This is a genomic window from Massilia sp. UYP34, from assembly GCF_056279385.1.
In genome coordinates, this window is record NZ_JBWBRF010000010.1 from 153,388 (window position 1) to 169,400 (window position 16,013).

Annotated in this window: 13 protein-coding genes, 2 rRNA genes and 1 pseudogene; 10 read left to right on the plus strand and 6 right to left on the minus strand. The window is 58.4% G+C overall.

What is annotated here, in order from left to right:
• Nucleotides 1-918: an ABC transporter ATP-binding protein gene (locus ACZ9AQ_RS16510; protein ID WP_429204671.1), complete on the minus strand. Its 918-nt coding sequence runs from the start codon at nucleotides 916-918 to the stop codon at nucleotides 1-3.
• A gap of 338 nt (nucleotides 919-1,256) precedes the next feature.
• On the opposite strand from ACZ9AQ_RS16510, the gene ACZ9AQ_RS16515 reads away from it, so the two are divergent.
• The 3 genes and pseudogenes from ACZ9AQ_RS16515 to ACZ9AQ_RS16525 all read left to right on the plus strand — a co-directional run bounded on the left by ACZ9AQ_RS16515 (nucleotide 1,257) and on the right by ACZ9AQ_RS16525 (nucleotide 5,361).
• Nucleotides 1,257-1,994, plus strand: a complete 738-nt coding sequence (locus ACZ9AQ_RS16515; RefSeq protein ID WP_429204672.1) for a hypothetical protein — start codon at nucleotides 1,257-1,259, stop codon at nucleotides 1,992-1,994.
• Nucleotides 1,995-2,098: 104 nt separating this feature from the next.
• Nucleotides 2,099-2,188: pseudogene (locus tag ACZ9AQ_RS16520) on the plus strand (magnesium chelatase domain-containing protein); the annotation flags it as partial.
• Between the two features lie 602 nt (nucleotides 2,189-2,790).
• Nucleotides 2,791-5,361 carry a MinD/ParA family ATP-binding protein gene (locus ACZ9AQ_RS16525; protein ID WP_429204673.1) on the plus strand — a complete coding sequence of 857 codons (2,571 nt, stop codon included), beginning with the start codon at nucleotides 2,791-2,793 and terminating at the stop codon, nucleotides 5,359-5,361.
• 134 nt (nucleotides 5,362-5,495) lie between these two features.
• On the opposite strand, the gene ACZ9AQ_RS16530 is transcribed toward ACZ9AQ_RS16525, so the two are convergent.
• Nucleotides 5,496-6,167, minus strand: a complete 672-nt coding sequence (locus tag ACZ9AQ_RS16530; protein WP_429204675.1) for a helix-turn-helix domain-containing protein — start codon at nucleotides 6,165-6,167, stop codon at nucleotides 5,496-5,498.
• 856 nt (nucleotides 6,168-7,023) lie between these two features.
• On the opposite strand from ACZ9AQ_RS16530, the gene ACZ9AQ_RS16535 reads away from it, so the two are divergent.
• Together ACZ9AQ_RS16535 and ACZ9AQ_RS16540 are read left to right on the plus strand one after the other, a co-directional pair.
• Entirely contained in the window at nucleotides 7,024-7,638 is a 615-nt protein-coding gene (locus ACZ9AQ_RS16535; RefSeq protein WP_429204676.1) for a hypothetical protein, read from the plus strand.
• Between the two features lie 85 nt (nucleotides 7,639-7,723).
• Nucleotides 7,724-7,921 carry a hypothetical protein gene (locus ACZ9AQ_RS16540; RefSeq protein ID WP_429204678.1) on the plus strand — a complete coding sequence of 66 codons (198 nt, stop codon included), beginning with the start codon at nucleotides 7,724-7,726 and terminating at the stop codon, nucleotides 7,919-7,921.
• A gap of 29 nt (nucleotides 7,922-7,950) precedes the next feature.
• Here the strand turns inward: ACZ9AQ_RS16540 and ACZ9AQ_RS16545 are convergent, their stop codons facing one another.
• The gene (locus ACZ9AQ_RS16545) at nucleotides 7,951-9,546 is read right to left on the minus strand and encodes a recombinase family protein (RefSeq protein WP_429204680.1); all 1,596 of its coding nucleotides are present in this window, start codon (nucleotides 9,544-9,546) and stop codon (nucleotides 7,951-7,953) included.
• On the opposite strand from ACZ9AQ_RS16545, the gene ACZ9AQ_RS16550 reads away from it, so the two are divergent.
• Entirely contained in the window at nucleotides 9,534-11,015 is a 1,482-nt protein-coding gene (locus tag ACZ9AQ_RS16550; protein WP_429204682.1) for a YifB family Mg chelatase-like AAA ATPase, read from the plus strand. The genes ACZ9AQ_RS16545 and ACZ9AQ_RS16550 overlap by 13 nt on opposite strands.
• A 20-nt stretch (nucleotides 11,016-11,035) precedes the next feature.
• Here the strand turns inward: ACZ9AQ_RS16550 and ACZ9AQ_RS16555 are convergent, their stop codons facing one another.
• Nucleotides 11,036-11,992, minus strand: a complete 957-nt coding sequence (locus ACZ9AQ_RS16555) for a GlxA family transcriptional regulator (protein ID WP_429204684.1) — start codon at nucleotides 11,990-11,992, stop codon at nucleotides 11,036-11,038.
• Between the two features lie 224 nt (nucleotides 11,993-12,216).
• Between ACZ9AQ_RS16555 and ACZ9AQ_RS16560 the strand changes: the two genes are divergently transcribed.
• From ACZ9AQ_RS16560 to ACZ9AQ_RS16575, 4 genes are all read left to right on the plus strand, one after another.
• The gene (locus tag ACZ9AQ_RS16560; protein ID WP_429204685.1) at nucleotides 12,217-12,726 is read left to right on the plus strand and encodes a hypothetical protein; all 510 of its coding nucleotides are present in this window, start codon (nucleotides 12,217-12,219) and stop codon (nucleotides 12,724-12,726) included.
• A gap of 7 nt (nucleotides 12,727-12,733) precedes the next feature.
• Nucleotides 12,734-13,468, plus strand: coding sequence for an ABC transporter ATP-binding protein (locus tag ACZ9AQ_RS16565; RefSeq protein ID WP_429204687.1), 735 nt, complete (start codon nucleotides 12,734-12,736; stop codon nucleotides 13,466-13,468).
• Nucleotides 13,465-15,018 (plus strand): putative ABC transporter permease subunit, encoded by a 1,554-nt coding sequence (locus tag ACZ9AQ_RS16570; protein WP_429204689.1) that lies wholly within the window; start codon nucleotides 13,465-13,467, stop codon nucleotides 15,016-15,018. Before ACZ9AQ_RS16565 ends, ACZ9AQ_RS16570 begins: the two co-directional genes overlap by 4 nt.
• A 78-nt stretch (nucleotides 15,019-15,096) precedes the next feature.
• Nucleotides 15,097-15,438 (plus strand): DUF1840 domain-containing protein, encoded by a 342-nt coding sequence (locus ACZ9AQ_RS16575; RefSeq protein ID WP_429204690.1) that lies wholly within the window; start codon nucleotides 15,097-15,099, stop codon nucleotides 15,436-15,438.
• Between the two features lie 236 nt (nucleotides 15,439-15,674).
• Here ACZ9AQ_RS16575 and rrf read toward each other — a convergent pair.
• Both rrf and ACZ9AQ_RS16585 read right to left on the minus strand, forming a co-directional pair.
• Nucleotides 15,675-15,787: ribosomal RNA gene (gene rrf / locus ACZ9AQ_RS16580) — 5S ribosomal RNA — on the minus strand.
• 146 nt (nucleotides 15,788-15,933) lie between these two features.
• Nucleotides 15,934-16,013, minus strand: a 23S ribosomal RNA gene (locus ACZ9AQ_RS16585); the annotation flags it as partial.

Genomic DNA, 16,013 nt, shown 5'->3' on the forward strand with positions numbered 1-16,013 from the left:
TCACGCCGTCACCGGCGCAACCTGGGCGGACGCCGCCTGGCCGGCCGCGCGGCTGGCGTTGCGGATCTGCAGGAAGTAGACGTCTTCCAGGTCCGGCTCGACGCTGACGAAACCGTCGTCCGGCTGCGACTCGGCATACACGTTGATCTGCGGCCGGCCCGCCACCAGGCGGGTGGACAGCACGTTGAAGCGCTCCTGGTATTCGGGCAGGGCTTCCTGGGTGACGGTGCGGCGCCACACGCGGCTTTTCAGGGTATCGATCGCGGCCTGCGGCTCGCCCTGCAGCAACACCGTGCCCCTGGCGATCATGGCCATGCGCGGGCACAGGTCGGTCACGTCCTCGACGATGTGGGTCGACAGGATGACCACCACCTGCTCGCCGATCTTGGCCAGCAGGTTCAGGAAGCGATTGCGCTCGTCGGGATCGAGGCCCGCGGTCGGTTCGTCGACGATGACCAGGCGCGGCGCGCCGAGCAGCGCCTGGGCGATGCCGAAGCGCTGGCGCATGCCGCCCGAATACGTGCCCAGGCCGCGCTTCCTCGCTTCCCACAGATTGGTCTGGTGCAGCAGGGCGTCGACGATCTCGCGGCGCTCGCCCTTGCCGGTCAGGCCTTTCAGGACGGCGAAGTGGTTCAGCAGCTTTTCCGCGCTGACCTTCGGATAGACCCCGAAGTCCTGCGGCAGGTAGCCGAGCTGACGGCGCAGGCTCTCCTTATCCTTCAGCACGTCGAGGCCGTGGAAGTGGATGCTGCCGCTGTCGGGATCCTGCAAGGTGGCGATGGTGCGCATCAGCGAGGACTTGCCGGCGCCGTTTGGACCGAGCAGGCCGAACATGCCGTTCGGGATTTCGAGGCTGACATTGTTGATGGCCTTTACGCCATTGGCATACGTCTTGTTGAGCTGCTTGATCGATAACATCGGCGGTCACTCCTGGGATGGTGATGATGGTGGTTCTTTCCTTGCAGACAATGTAGCGTTAATGGAATGCAATGTCTGTTTTTTGTGACAGATGGTCGATATCGGGGAATGGACGACGTTATCGGATGCTCGTGCAGACGTCATGCATATTAGACACGCAGGCCTGCGCATGCCTCGCGCATTGGACGTGGGCCGCTTGCGCTGACGCAGCTTCACGATTGGTCGATTGCAAATCAGGCATCGGCACCAATGCTAGAGTTTCAACGCGCGAAATTGCGCTGTCGGCGGCCGTGGATGTCCGCCATACGAAGCCGATCGCCAAGCCATGAGGGAACGATATGATCCGTATCAGTGGGACAGGAGTGAGCGGCAGCGACGACTTCACCGTAACAGGCTTCGTGACGCTGGTTGCCGACCCGGGGACCGGAATCCGCAAAGTCACGCTCCTCGACCGCTTCAACTTCACCGTGCTCTCGGCGATCTTCGAATGCCCCGATGAGGCAGAGATCCGCATCGAGCGGATCGAGCGCGAACGCCTGCCGTTCCGGCTCAGGGCCATGGATTGCCAGACAGGCGCAGAGTTCGAACTCCCCGAGCCAGTCTGGGGGATCGCGGCCGTGCCTGGACAGGAATCCTTCCCCCTTCCTGGCAGCGCCTTGCTTTGCCTGGACAACTCCGCCTGCGTCGAGGCCGAGTCGGAGGCGCAGCGCTCACGAAATCGCATTTCGGAGCTGTGCAGTAACGCGCGGGCGCTAAGAGATGAAGTCAATAATTTGCGTATGTGGGCAGCAATATTTCTGGTTTTATCAGTAGCCGCTGCCATTCTTGCGGTAGCGTCGGCGTTCATCCCTTTCATCGGGGGAGCGCTCGCCTTCGGATTTGCTGTTGCGGCAATTGTTTTTTTGGGCCTATCGGTAAGCTATTTTCGCCGGGCCGATGAAGCGGAGGGCAGATTACGTGCAGTCGAGAATGCGATCGCAGGCGCAAGAAGGGTGTTCGACGCCGCAGTCGACGACGTCCTGCGGACATGCTCAAGAGACTGCCGGACGGTGGATTTGAACGTGCCCGATTGCTGAGTGCGGAGCCAGGCAGGTAGCATGACACACCTGTCCGTTCTCAACGGACGGCTACGCATGCGCCTTACGATAGGGCCTTTCCAGCTTCATGCGGAAGGAATACGATGAGTCTTGCCGTCCTCAGAAGCCGTGCCCTGGCCGGCATGGAAGCGCCCGCCGTCAACGTCGAGGTGCACCTGGCCAACGGCCTGCCGGGCATCGCAAAGGTGCAACCGTAATAGAACTCGTCGGCAAAAGTGTCTGGTGTCGCGAAACCTGCTACGCATGCACTTTGGATAACGAGCAAAAAGTTTTCATTATGTAATGTACCGACGGTCACCGACGGTGTACACTTGTCAATCAACTGGTACGAGGCACTGATGGCTCATCTATATAATCGAAATGCGTTTGCTAGCGGATTCACCTTATCGTCACCTTTAGTGTCAACCTATTGTCAATTGTGCTGCATAGAGATGATGCTAATCCAGTACTTAAAAAACAATGGCACGCCGACACAGGGCACACATAATGTCCCAGTTTTACTTACCACCTTGGCGCTACGGCCAGAAATAGCCCCCTCCGATGTAGGAACCATAAATGGGTTGTCTGGCGGTTTGGCGACAAGATTATCAGCATTGAAACGTCAAGGTGTTAGTTCGCTAGGCCCAGTGAGACCGTCTTCATATCCAGATATCCGCTACGTTCGCCACAACAGCGATTTTCCTAATTATTGCTCAACAAGTGCAGACATCGCGGCTCTACAGTCCCACGTTCAGCAAATCTACACCACTCTGCTTTCAATTACCAAAGAGCCTGTATGACTATTCAAGAATTGCTCGATACCTGCCGGGCCAATTTCGCCAACGTCGAAATCGCTTACGTTCATCCGACGCTTTATGTGTTTTGCCTCTCAGATGATTTTGCTGGACGTGACGAAGATTATCAAATTGAATATTTCCTAAAGAAATGTGGCGTATCCGAAGAGTCCTTTAATCGTTTAGTTGCGACGGCGACCGTGTCATTATGCTTGCTGAGCGAGGCCGAGCGCAAATCGAGATATGCGTTTGTAGATTCGACTCCAGGTTCGCAACATTGGCTTCCATTTTTGGATAGCGAAACTAGGGATAAACTACCTCCAGCACCATTAGGGCCAATACCTGCACTTCATTTTTACGGTTACAAAGGTGGTCAGGCACGAACCACAGTGCTCGCGATGCTTGCGAAGAGCTTAGCTGAAGACGGCTATAGGATTCTTATTATTGATGCCGATACTGAGGCTCCCTCATTAGACTTTCTTTTCGAAACAAGTAGTCCTAATGTTGAGTCGACGCTTATGGGGTTAAGCGGTTGGGCGGAAGAAATATCTCCGCTTGCGGCATACGCTTCGCCTCAATCAAACGGGATAATCGAAATTATCCCGTGTCGTCCCCGTAGTAGCCAATACGATATGGATTTCGCAGCGTTCGCACTTCGAGTCGGCCTCGATGTGTCGATGTTAAGAAATGCCCTTGAGAAGCTGAAGAAGTTTGTCATCAATCCTGACTCGACAGCCAAATATGACCTAGTTATATTTGACCACCGTACTGGGATTGCCTCGTCTGTACTGCCGATTATCCGTAATTGGGGCGGCCCAACTGTGGTATCGGTTCGGCCAGATGGCTTGTCCGAGCAGGCAATGGGAGCGTTTGAGACCTTATTTTCTCAGTTTCCCGAGAACCCAGGGGCCTATGTATGTTTCTCCATTGATAATGACGATACAGAAGAAAAAATCTTCGACCGCAGGGGAGAACACATTCACAGTCTACTTGAACAAGTTGCTAAGGGATTGGCAAGAGGGGCTGAAGAAGACACGCTTTTACCCATCGAGGACCTATATAGGTATTGGATAGGCTGGTATTACGATAAACAGTTTATTGGAACTATATCTCCTGACGTAACTAAGCTGAACGTCGTTAACCAGTCCTCTATTCGTCAGTTACGGGAAGTTCTATCGTTGTCAAAGGCTGCTATGGGGCCCTCAATCGGAGCTAAACTCAACGATGAGCGCTCACCGAGTGGTGCCACCGATAGCGGTTGGTTTATCGAGACTAGCGATATTGCAAAACTTTTTTCCCCTTCCTCTCCAGTGAATTACATTATTGGCAGGAAAGGAACAGGAAAAACTCGTCTTTATCGCGAGATGGTTGCTCGAAAAATTGCCGAACCATTATTTGCAGCAGCGGATTTCGAGCAAGGCGGTATGAGAAGCCAGAGCGTGGCGTATTCACAGCTAATTGCCGCGTGCGAAAATGACTATGGACGTTTTTGGTGGGCACTACTCGGCTTAGGACTTAGCTTACCTGCCACAATCGACGATGGAGGTTTAAACTCTGCGGTTGCGTCTTTTGCGGCACTGCAAGTTGAAGTGCGGCGCGAAAGAAGTACGCCGCATTACGTAGCAAGTCAGCTATCGACAATCAGTAAAGAACGGATATTCTTAATTGATGGTATCGAAACGGCGGTACCGGCTGCGAAATTACGTACGTTTATCGAAGAGTTGCTCATATTTATGCTAACTCTTCAGTCTGACGCGAATTTCCGTACGAAACTCCAGGCTCGGCTCTTCTTGCGAAGTGACCTACTGAATAACGCTTCGCAGAATGTTGAGCAGCAGACTAGCCAAAGAATCGTAGAGCTTCGCTGGGATAGCGACAGTATCTTCAACTATGTTCTTGCAAAAATATATAGCATGCGCTGGTATACGGAGAAGTTTCCTAACACTTGTGCAAAGATTGAACAGAATCTCAGTGTTATTCGCGCTGGCCGTCTCAACGCGAACGTATATGAAGAAATACTTCTAGAAATTTTCCCTCAAAAGTTGAGGCGCAGCAATCTTCAAACCTTAACCTTCTTCGAAACTTATTTCTCGGACGCTAGCGGTAAGTTTGATTACGGTTCGTCATTCTATCCTCGACTTTTCGAGACATTCCTTGTTGAGATTGCCTCAATTTCGCGCGAGCTAGAAGATAAGGGAGAGGCAACTTTAGAAAACGGCAGAGTACTCCATACTATCGTTCTTGACGCTCATGCTAAAGCTTCCTCACATTTTGTGAACGAAGTCAAACAAGAGCTTTACGTATTACTCGATTTGTCTCAAGATGATGCAGAAAATAGAAGATTAGTAGATGCCCTTATTGCTGCGCTAGAGGGAAAGGCCACACCATTCGCTCAGGAAGCTCTAATTCGTGATTTAGAATTGTTGAGCATCGGAATTGATAGTGTAAAGCTCAGAAGCGTTCTTCAACTAATGACTGAGGTCGGAATTTTCGAAAAGCATCCAAAATTCGTTGGTCAGTTAAGAGCTGGACGTTTGTACAAGAGCGCGCTTCGGATGAAATATGTCCGGTAAGTAAATAGCCAATACAAATCTAAGCCCCGGCTGGGAACTGCCGGGGCTTTCTTTTTCTTTTTTCTGTATAGCTACACAAGCTCAGTCATTGAAGACTTAGCTAAGAATGAGCCCGACGCTTTCGGGCTATCTTTTTATTCAGCAAAGCTGTACCGAAATCCGTAATGCTCAACGATGTGCCTTGGAATATCGCCCCAAGTCCCATCTCGGAATGCCTGCTGCACGTCATTTTTTGTATATTCGCAATCAACGGTGCGAGACTGCGGACTGTTCATAACTGGCATTTCAATCACGGCATCTTTGTATTTTTCATCTTCAAACTCTGAAAAATACGCCTCCGCATCCGCGCGCTCCTTTGCTAGCCGCCGTTCTTTCTTCGCTTCGAGTTCAGTCTTCGCTTCAACCTCAGATTTCTGTCTGTTGGTTGGTTGATTTAGGTCATCGACTGAAATGTGCGCACACTGGAGCCGGTATGACTGGCTTGTGCGATTTGCTAGCCAACCCAATTTCTTAACATATCCAAGTTGCACTAGCCCTGGACCCGTACCTTTGCCTGACTCATTGGAAATCAAGCGTGAGACGAGTGCACGGTCGGGCAGCCCGTTAGAGAAAAATCCGCACATCTCCGCAATTCGGTCGAGGCTTGGATAAGCGATGCCCGACGACCTATCTGCATGTTTCGCGAGAATGAGCAAGACTTTAAGCTGCCGAGGCTTGAGGCGTTTGTCGAGCACTGCGTCAAATGGAATAACGGAAAAAGAGCCGCCAAACCAAGCGGTATTTTTTGTCTTGCTGGTGGTATTCATATAAAGGTCCATATTGATTGAGGGAGAATCAAGTTCTATCCTTGATACAACCTATAGGACGGTGTTTTATATTTTTGAAGCCCTCGCGGTTGCCTCATTTTGTAAGTCTCGCGGCCTAGCCGCGTGGCCCATATACGACGAAGTCGTACGCCGCGCAGCGGCAATGCGCCAAGGTGATGACTTTCTTATCTCGGAAATTGCCGGCGCTACTGGTCTGATAGGGTGGTATTGGTATGTTCAAGGTTAGGTAGTATTTCCAGTACAACCTATAGCATATGTATTGAGCGTACAACCGATATAGAGATGAGGTTGTACGTCGCATACAAGAGTTCGAAGTAGCTCTTCGTTTGATATTGGACGGCAGGGTAGTAATCGAGATAGAGAGTTATCCATATCGATGTCCTCCGCCCTTATAACAGGCGAGAGAGGGCATCGATGTGGGTAACTCGTACAGGATTCGCGGAATATCCCACCCTGCCCCAGCAGGGCACAATCGGCCGTGAAAACGGTGTGAGCGACAGCGAACATCCTCGCCCCAGCGAGGACCGGCGGGGGCCGCTGGTGGACGACATGCAGCCCCAGCTGCATTCGCCTCCAGTGGGGTGCAGCCCGGGGACGGCCGCAGGGCGGGGGGCCCCATGATCCGGCAAAGCCGGAACATGGGGCCCCCCGGCCGAAGTGCCGGGCCCCGCCGGGGCGAGAATGGCGGCGTACAGCCGATATAGTGAGCGAGACGGCGTCCAGCCGGCGTAAAGCGAACGGTCGAGGGCGAGCGTCAGCGAGCGCGTGAGCGCAGCGAACAATTCTTTATCGGAGTGGCTACACGGTGTATGTCCATAAACAGGGAGTACACCGAATGAACCACAATAAACTCAAGGCCGCGCAAAACGAATTGGAAGTCCTCAAAGCACTTGCAAATTGCGGCTGGATGATAACCAGCCAAATAGCGTCATGGGTCTGGATAGACAGTACAAAGCATGTGGCAATCAATAAAGCCCAGCTTGTCTTGAAAAGGCTTGCAGCAAAAAAACAAGTTCTGGAAAGACAAACTCCGGTTGGCGTGAAAGCGTGGGTTTTAACAGAGCCAGGGGCCGGGAGAGTTAATGCTGAACTAGAGAGCCAAGGATATAGCCGAGGATGGGCGCATCATGGTTATGATTTGTCGACGCTCCATTTTCAAAAGCAGATTACGGTAGTCGAATATTTGATTGAACATCGGACAGCTGGACTAGCTGTAGTCGGGAAAGCGGGGTTGCGCGCTGGGTTGCTCGAGAAACAATTTCAGGAGTTCGATGCAGTGACCGTAAATTTTGACAGTGGCTATACGATTGGAGTACTCGTAGTAAGCAACAGCGCAGAGAGCACACTGGACAGAATTGCGCGGTGCCGAGGTATCTGCAAAACACACCTGATTGGCGACCCATTGATAATTAGCGGTTGCGAAAAAAAACTTAGGTCACGGAAAGTTTAGGTCCATTCAGTGAAAAGCCTCGCTCGGGCGGGGCTTTTCTTATGCTAAAATCGAACGGCAGTTCGAACCTAATTGGAAAATATAAATGACCCTTACGCCCCTCTTCTCCTCTTTGTTCAGCCATATCGTAAATATTGACGGTACGCCGATGATACCTGATACGAACATTGATATTAACGGAAACCCGTTTGGTGTTGCTGATAATCATTTTTCGACGGACACAACAACTGATATGTTCGGCGATTCCGGTTCGCTCAGCAGCTTTAGCGCCTTCGATAATTGACGCCTCTCATTGTTCAGAGGTCCTTACGTTCAATCTGTCTTTTTTAAGAATTGCGCTGCGTGGGACATAAGCTCTGGCAGTTCATCAAAATTTATGTATTCTTCCCAGTCTAGCGGCTGGGAATTCGGTTCCGTAATATGCTTGTAGAAGAAGATTGCGTTCTGCTTTTCAGGATACACAACGATTCTCCGAACGACACTTAAAATCTTTTCGCGCAATTCCGCACGAAACTCGATTTCTTTCTCATCCTGCACCCGCTGATAATCGTCGAGGAAAACGCTAGTCATCATCGAACCGATAGTCTGGTTTGTGAGTTGCAATTCGCCGATTTTCCGTTGAACCTGCTGCAATTCCATACTAAGCTCATTCAGTGCCTTTTCCGTGCCGGTCAGCCGCTCGATTAGCAAAGGCGAATCGGTTGTTGCGATGGCGTTGACCAGTCGCTCAGCCTCTGCCTTCTTTGTTGACAGATCAAGCGCCAACATTGCCTGGCGACCCTTCAATCTCTGCGCTTCCTCGTCCGTGCGGATTTGCGGATAGGCTTCGACGTAGATGTTCGTTAGCAGCGCTTTCTCAAGCAGCGGCCCGGCTACGCTGGTGCACTTCGTCGCGCCGCTTACGCGCTGGGCGCACATGTAAATGAAGTATCCCTGCTGCTTGGTGGACGCTTTGTTTTTGCGAACCATGGAGGCACCACAGGCACCACAAGTGAGAATTCCTTGGAATAGGTTCTTATAATGTTTGTCGCGCCTCCTCGGAACCTTTTCACGTTGAGATTTAATTGAGTTCGCCAGCGCAAAATCTTCGTCAGAAATAACGCGCGGGTAATAGTTGGGCCAAGGTTCGCTAATTGGGACTCGTTTGCCGTCTTTTTGTTGGTGCGGATGATGCTCGCCAATAACGGCGCGATTTCGAACGATTTTTGTTATAAGACTTTGGCTCCACAAAGCCGCCTTTCCCGGATGCGGCCACTTTTCAGCATTGGCGCGGCGGGCGATAGCGACATTGCCGTAACCTTTCAGCGTCAATTCGAAGACTCGCCGTACAGATTCGGCCCGCTCCTCGATAATGTCGAACCCTGAGCGGTCGGCGCGAGCAGTCAACCAGCGCGGACATTCTCTTGTAAGAACGGGTTCGCGGCGAGCGACTTTCGCTTTCCATGCCTCCCCAATTCGTTTCGATTTGGAAAGCGATTCATTATGGGCACGAAACATCGTTGCCATTGAAAGAAATAGCATCGATATATCGTCGACGGAATCATTGTTATAAACCTTTTCATCGTCCAAGGTTACTACCTGAATTCCAGCCCTGATAAGCTCTTCCAATTGACGGAACGCGACAATTGGCTTTGCTCGTGACAATCGGTCGAATTGCTCAACTAGCAAGAAAGAGCCGCGTTCGACCTTGCCAGCCTCGACGGCCTCTATGAACGCGCCCAACTGGCCTGTGGTCACGTTGGAGCGGTCGTAACCCGATACGCCAAGGTCTTGAAAGGTGAGCCGGTCATCAAGGGTTAGGTCGTGTTTGCGGGCGTAGGTGCGGGCTTTCTCGGTCTGGCGTCTCAGGCTGTCACCGTCGGCCTGCGCACGGGTGGAAAAGCGGATGTAGCTGTATGCGGTGGGCACTTGAATTCCTGTTGCTGACTGGAAAGTTCCATTATAGCCCTACGATTGCGATCGTCGGCCTGCCCGATACCGAAGTGCGCGAAGCGAAAGACCGCGTGCGCGCGGCGCTGCAGAATTCCGGCTTCGATATACCGGCGCGCCGCATCACGATCAACCTGGCGCCGGCCGACCTGCCGAAAGAGTCCGGCCGCTTCGACCTGCCGATCGCGCTGGGCATCCTGGCCGCCTCGCGCCAGATCCGCGACGACGCGCTGCACCGCTACGAATTTGCGGGGGAACTATCGCTGTCGGGCGAACTGCGTCCGGTGCGCGGCGCGCTGGCGATGGCGTTCGCAATGGCGCGCGACGGCCATGACGAGCGGCGCGCCTTCATCCTGCCGCTGGCCAATGCCGACGAAGCGGCGCTGGTCGAGGCAGCCGCCATCTACCCGGCGCGCACCCTGCTCGAGGTCTGCGCGCACTTCGCCAACGGGCCCGACGCGCCGAAGCTGGCGCGCCACCATGGCCCCGGGTTATCACATGCGCCGCGGTATCCCGACTTCGCCGAGGTCAAGGGCCAGCAGCACGCCAAGCGCGCGCTCGAGGTGGCGGCCGCCGGATCCCATTCCGTCCTGCTGGTCGGCCCGCCAGGCGCGGGCAAGAGCATGCTGGCGGCGCGCCTGCCCGGCCTGCTGCCGCCGATGAGCGAAGCCGAGGCGCTCGAATCGGCCGCCGTGCAGTCGCTGGCCGGCGGCTTCGCGCCCGAGCGCTGGCGCCAGCGGCCGTTTCGCAGTCCGCATCACACCACGTCCGGCGTGGCCCTGGTCGGCGGCGGCAACCTGCCGCGCCCGGGCGAGGTGTCGCTGGCCCATCGCGGGGTGCTGTTTCTCGACGAGCTGCCCGAGTTCGACCGCCGCGTACTGGAAGTGCTGCGCGAACCGCTGGAGTCGGGATCGATCACGATCTCGCGCGCGGCCCACCAGGCCGATTTCCCGGCCTGCTTCCAGCTGATCGCGGCGATGAATCCCTGTCCCTGCGGCTGGCTCGGCCACGCCAGCGGCAAGTGCCGCTGCACGCCGGACGCGGTGCTGCGCTACCAGGGACGCATATCGGGGCCCCTGCTCGACCGCATCGACATCCAGCTGCCGGTGATGGCCATGGCGCCCGACAGCATGGGAGCGCAGGCCGATGGCGAACCGAGTGCAAGCATCGCGCAGCGGGTGGCGCTGGCCCATGCGCGCCAGCTCGCGCGCCAGGGTCGGCCCAACAGCCAGCTGGGACCAGGGGAGATCGACCGCTACTGCGCGCCCGACGACGCCGGGCGCCGGTTGCTGCATGACGCGGCCCGGCACCTGCACTGGTCGGCGCGGGCCTACCACCGCGCGCTCAAGGTGGCGCGCACGATCGCCGACCTGGCCGAACTGGACGAGGTAGGTTCGAAGCACGTGGCCGAGGCGATCGGCTACCGGCGCGCGCTGCGCGACGATTGAGCCTCCCTACGTTCGGGTATTCAGGCCAGGGCTGCCTGTTCCCGCGCCGCGCGCTTGATCGCCTGCGGCGGTTGCCCGAAGGCGCGCAGGAAAGCGCGCCGCATGCGCTCGGGGTCGGCGAAGCCCGTCTCGCGCGCGACCGCGTCGATCGAGTGGTTGCTGGTCTCGATCATGGCGCGCGCCGCCTCGACCCGCAGCACCTCGATCGCGCGCGCCGGCGATTGCCCGGTCTCGCGGCGGAAGGTGCGGCTGAACTGGCGCGTGCTGAGGTTGGCCGCCCCGGCCAGCTCATCGACCGACAGCGGCCGCCGCAGGTGGCTCTTGGCATAGGTGAGCGCCTGCTGGATGCGGTCCGATTTCGGCTCCAGCTCGAGCAGGGCCGAGAACTGCGACTGGCCGCCGCTGCGGCGGTGGTGGACCACCATCTGGCGCGCGATGTGCTTCGACGCGTCCTTGCCCAGGTCTTCCTCCACCATCGCCAGGCACAGGTCGATGCAGGCGGTCATGCCGGCCGAGGTCCACACGCGGCCGTCGTTGATGTAGATGCGGTCTTCCTCGATGCGCGACTTCGGGCAGGCGCGCTGCAGGTCGCGCGCCAGCGCCCAGTGGGTGGTTGCGCGGCGGCCGTCGATCAGGCCGGCCTCGGCCAGGATGAAGGCGCCGGTGCAGACGCTGGCGGTGCGGCGCGCGACCGCGCTGGCGTCGCGCAGGAAGTTCAGGAACGGCGTGCTCGACTTGAAGCCGACCGGGGTCATGATGCCGGCCACGATCAGGGTGTCGTAGTCGCGCCGGTCGAAGGCGTCGGTGAACACGCCGACGCCGGACGAGCTGGCAAGCACGCCGCCGTGCTCGGACAGCATGGTCATGTCATAGAACGGTCCCCCGTCGAGACCGTTGGCGATCTCGAAGACGGTAGTGGCCATCAGGTCGAGCGCCTGGAAGCCGGGCGGGAGCAGGAATCCGATTCTGCGTTTCATGATGATCCTTGAATGCGCGACAGGGAAAATAATACGCCAAGACGCGCCGGGCGGGCCGAAGTCCCTTTTCTTCGACAGAGGCCGGCCCGCCCGGCGCGTCGTTTCCTTGCTACGAAAGCCAGCCCGCGGCCAAGCAATACCGTCGCCGCTCGCTCCCCAAAAACGGCAAGAGAGGCAGCCGCTGCTGCTACTATCGTGCCATGCGACCACCGAATCCGCTCCGAATGCGCTTGCGCATCCTCGTCCCGGCCATGCTGGCGGCAAGCCTGCTGGCCGGCTGCAATCCCACCTATAACTGGCGCGAACACACGAGCCAGGAAGGCCGCTACAAGATCCTGTTCCCGGCCAAGCCGGCCACCTTCACACGCGCAGTGGACCTCGACGGCCTGCGGGTGGAGATGACCATGACGGCGGCCGAAGTCGACGGCTCCACCTTCGCCGTTGGCGCTGCCACGGCGCCCGATGCGGCGCGCGCCCGCGCCGCGCTGCCGGCGATGCGCCTGGCCCTGCTGCGCAATATCGGCGCCGGCGAGGATGCCGAGCCAGCGGCGCCGGCGCCGCAGGACGGCCTGCGGGTGGAGGCGGCGGGCGCCGCCAACGGCAAGCCGATGCGCCTGCATGGCCGCTTCGAGGCACGCGGCGAGCGCTTCTACCAGGTCATCGTGCTGGGCCCCGCGAATGCGACGCCGCCCGAGCAGGTCGACCAGTTCCTGTCCTCGTTCGCGCCCCTGTGAGACCTTCATGAATGCGCATCCACCCGCCTTGCGCCTGACCGGCCTGCGCAAGGATTTCGGCCGCCCCGCCGTCGATGGCCTCGACCTGGTCGTGCGGCGCGGCGAGTTCTACGCCCTGCTCGGCCCGAACGGCGCCGGCAAGACCACCACGCTGCGGCTGGTCGCCGGCCTGCTGGCGCCGGATGCCGGCAGCATCGAGGTGCTGGGCATCGACCTGGCCGGCGCGCCGGCGGCGGCCAAGGCCAGGATGGCCTACCTGCCGGACGAGCCGATGCTGTACGGGAAACTCAAACCGTTCGAGTACCTGGAATTCGTGGCCGGGCTGTGGGGCGTGCGTGCGGAAGAAGCCGAGCCGCGCGCCCGCGCGCTGCTCGACTGGCTCGACCTGAGCCGGCATGCGCACGAGCTGACCGAAGGATTCTCGCGCGGGATGAAGCAGAAGCTGGCCCTGGCCGGGGCCCTGGTCCACGAACCAGAACTACTGATCCTCGACGAGCCGCTCACCGGCCTGGATGCAGCCGCGGCGCGCCAGGTGAAGGACCTGCTGCTGGCCCACGTCGCCAAGGGCGGTACGGTCATCCTGACCACGCACATCCTCGAAGTGGCGGAGCGGCTGGCGCAGCGCATCGGGATCATCCGCCAGGGCCGCCTGATCGCCGAAGGCACGCTGGACGAGCTGCGCGCGCGCACCCGGGGCGGCAGCCTGGAAGACGTGTTCCTGCAGCTGACGGCCGCGCCATGAGGGCGGCGCCGGGCGGCGTCGGCTGGCTGCTGCGGCATGAGCTGCGGCTGGCCTGGTTCAATGCCGCGGGCGGCAAGAAAGACGCCGGCAAGCGGCGGCCCGGCAATGCCGCGATCGGCCTCGCGCTGTTCGGCTGGGCCGCCCTGCACCTGCTGGCATGGGTGGGCGTGCGCGCCCTGGCCGGCGTGGCGGGCGACGATCCGCGCATCCTGCTCGCCATCTCGGCCGCACTCGCGGGCGGCGCGACCTTCATGCTGTCGTCGGCGATCAAGTCCTGCGTGCTGGTGCTGTTCGAGCGCAGCGACCTCGACCTGCTGCTGTCGTCGCCCCTGCCCTCACACAGCATTTTTGCCGTGCGCCTGGCCGGCGTGGCGGCCAGCACCGCCGCCGTGTACCTGTTCTTCCTGGCGCCATTCGCCCATGCCGGCCTGCTGCAGGGGCAGTGGCGCTGGCTCGGCATTTATCCGGGCGTGATCTCGGTCGCGGTGCTGTGCAGCTGCGCGGCGATGCTGCTCACGCTCGGCCTGGTGCGCATGTTTGGCGCGCGCCGCACCCGCGTGGTGGCGCAGGTGATCGGTGCGCTGGCCGGGGCCTTGCTGGTCATCGCATCGCAGCTGCACGCGCTGTCGTCCAGGGATTCGCAAGGCCGCGCGCGCCAGGTGCTCGACGGCCTGTTGCGCCAGGACGGCATGAGCGAACACCCGTTGCTGCTGCCGGCGCGCGCCATGCTCGGCGAACCGCTGCCGATGCTGCTGCTGGCCACGCTGGCGGCCGTGGTATTCGCGCTGACGGCGCGGCGTACCCACCGCTTCTTCGCGCGTGGCTTGCAACTGGCGGCATCGGCGGCGCATGCAGGTGCGGCGCCCACGGCGCTGCTGCCTCGGTCTCTGCGCTTCGGGCGCAGCCTGTTCTATACCGTCGTCGTCAAGGAGTGGCGCCTGATCGTGCGCGATCCGCATCTGCTGTCGCAGGTGCTGCTGCAGCTGCTGTTCCTGCTGCCGCTGCTCTTCCTCATCTTCCAGCGCGCCGACGTGCAGGTGCAGGCGCTGGGCGCCGGCTTGACGATGCTGTGCGGCTCGCTGACCGGCGCGCTGGCATGGATCGCGCTGTCGGCCGAGGATGCCCCGGACCTGCTGCTGGCGTCGCCCGCGTCCCTATCGACGGTGCGGCGCGCCAAGCTGGCGGCGGCCGTCATGCCGGTGCTGGCGCTGGTGGCTGTCCCGCTGCTGTGGCTGACCGTGCGCACGCCGGCTGCGGGGCTGGCTGTCGGTTTCACGGTGTGCGGCGCCGTGCTGGGCGCCGGGCTGATCGTGTTCTGGTGCGGCCGGCCTGGCGTGCGCAGCAACTTCAAGGGACGCGGCAAGGGCGGCATCGTGATGAATATGCTCGAACTGTTCAACAACCTGGCCTGGGGAGCGCTGGGCTGGTTCCTCGCCGGGGCCACGCGCGCGCCGTTGTCGGATGTGAGCGCACTGGCGGTGGTGGGAAGCGGCGCGCTGGCCGTCGTCGTGCTCGGGGCGGCTTGGCTCCTGAAGGTAAAGCGGATCTGAACGTTGTGCGAGCGCGCGCACTGTGTGCCCGTGTCAGTCGTGCTATCGTTTAAACACTAACAAAACCAAGAGATAGCCATGTTGATTACCTTTAAATGCAGATCCTACCCAGAGGTCTTGATGTACCAGGAGCATGCCAAGCGCATTCTCGACCTGTTGCACAAGGATCCGGAACGCGGTGTCATCACCGCGGAAGAAGCGGAACGTGTGATCCCGCTGCTCGAGGCCGAGATCGAAGAGAGCCGCAAGCACCAGGCGACCGACCAGGTGGCGCAAGATGTCCAGGCGCACCATCGCGATGAAGATGATCACGAACATCAACCGATCGAGGTGGTCACCTTTTCGGCACGGATGTATCCGCTGCTGGAAATGATGCGATCGGCGCGGGATAACAAGACCGATATCTTGTGGGGTGTTTGAGCGGCAGGATGTGGGCGGGTTGAAAAGGTCGGCAGCCACATCACCGGCAACCCAAGGTCCGGACCAGCAGTACGCGTCGGCAACTCTGCGGTTCGGTTGGCCTCGGCTGCCCTGCGCTCTGCCGTCTACGCGTCGCAAGCGTACGCATTTCGATCGAGCATGCCATTCAACGTTTGTAGGCTCGAAAAGCAAAAAACCCCACCAGGATCACCTGGTGGGGTTTTTCTATATAACTAGCCTGACGATAACCTACTTTCACACTGGTTGCAGCACTATCATCGGCGCAAAGTCGTTTCACGGTCCTGTTCGGGATGGGAAGGGGTGGGACCGACTTGCTATGGTCATCAGGCTTGACTTGTACGAGCATTCGTTGAACGCGTCGGCGGCGAAGCCGCCAACCCTACGTCAAGCGAAGCTCTGAATCTGGAAGAAGTAAGTTGGGTTGTAGCTTTTGTATCGAGCAGTTGTACTCGACCTTGTGACTACCAAGGTTATAGGGACAAGCCGTACGGGCAATTAGTACTGGTTAGCTTAATGCATTACTGCACTTCCACACCCAGCCTATCAACGTCCTG

Bases quoted from the DNA above. Each gene is read 5' to 3' on its own strand.
- ACZ9AQ_RS16510 (WP_429204671.1), bottom strand. From the start codon at position 918: ATGTTATCGATCAAGCAGCTCAACAAGACGTATGCCAATGGCGTAAAG.
- ACZ9AQ_RS16515 (WP_429204672.1), top strand. From the start codon at position 1,257: ATGATCCGTATCAGTGGGACAGGAGTGAGCGGCAGCGACGACTTCACC.
- ACZ9AQ_RS16525 (WP_429204673.1), top strand. From the start codon at position 2,791: ATGACTATTCAAGAATTGCTCGATACCTGCCGGGCCAATTTCGCCAAC.
- ACZ9AQ_RS16530 (WP_429204675.1), bottom strand. From the start codon at position 6,167: ATGAATACCACCAGCAAGACAAAAAATACCGCTTGGTTTGGCGGCTCT.
- ACZ9AQ_RS16535 (WP_429204676.1), top strand. From the start codon at position 7,024: ATGAACCACAATAAACTCAAGGCCGCGCAAAACGAATTGGAAGTCCTC.
- ACZ9AQ_RS16540 (WP_429204678.1), top strand. From the start codon at position 7,724: ATGACCCTTACGCCCCTCTTCTCCTCTTTGTTCAGCCATATCGTAAAT.
- ACZ9AQ_RS16550 (WP_429204682.1), top strand. From the start codon at position 9,534: ATGCGGTGGGCACTTGAATTCCTGTTGCTGACTGGAAAGTTCCATTAT.
- ACZ9AQ_RS16555 (WP_429204684.1), bottom strand. From the start codon at position 11,992: ATGAAACGCAGAATCGGATTCCTGCTCCCGCCCGGCTTCCAGGCGCTC.
- ACZ9AQ_RS16560 (WP_429204685.1), top strand. From the start codon at position 12,217: ATGCGCTTGCGCATCCTCGTCCCGGCCATGCTGGCGGCAAGCCTGCTG.
- ACZ9AQ_RS16565 (WP_429204687.1), top strand. From the start codon at position 12,734: ATGAATGCGCATCCACCCGCCTTGCGCCTGACCGGCCTGCGCAAGGAT.
- ACZ9AQ_RS16570 (WP_429204689.1), top strand. From the start codon at position 13,465: ATGAGGGCGGCGCCGGGCGGCGTCGGCTGGCTGCTGCGGCATGAGCTG.
- ACZ9AQ_RS16575 (WP_429204690.1), top strand. From the start codon at position 15,097: ATGTTGATTACCTTTAAATGCAGATCCTACCCAGAGGTCTTGATGTAC.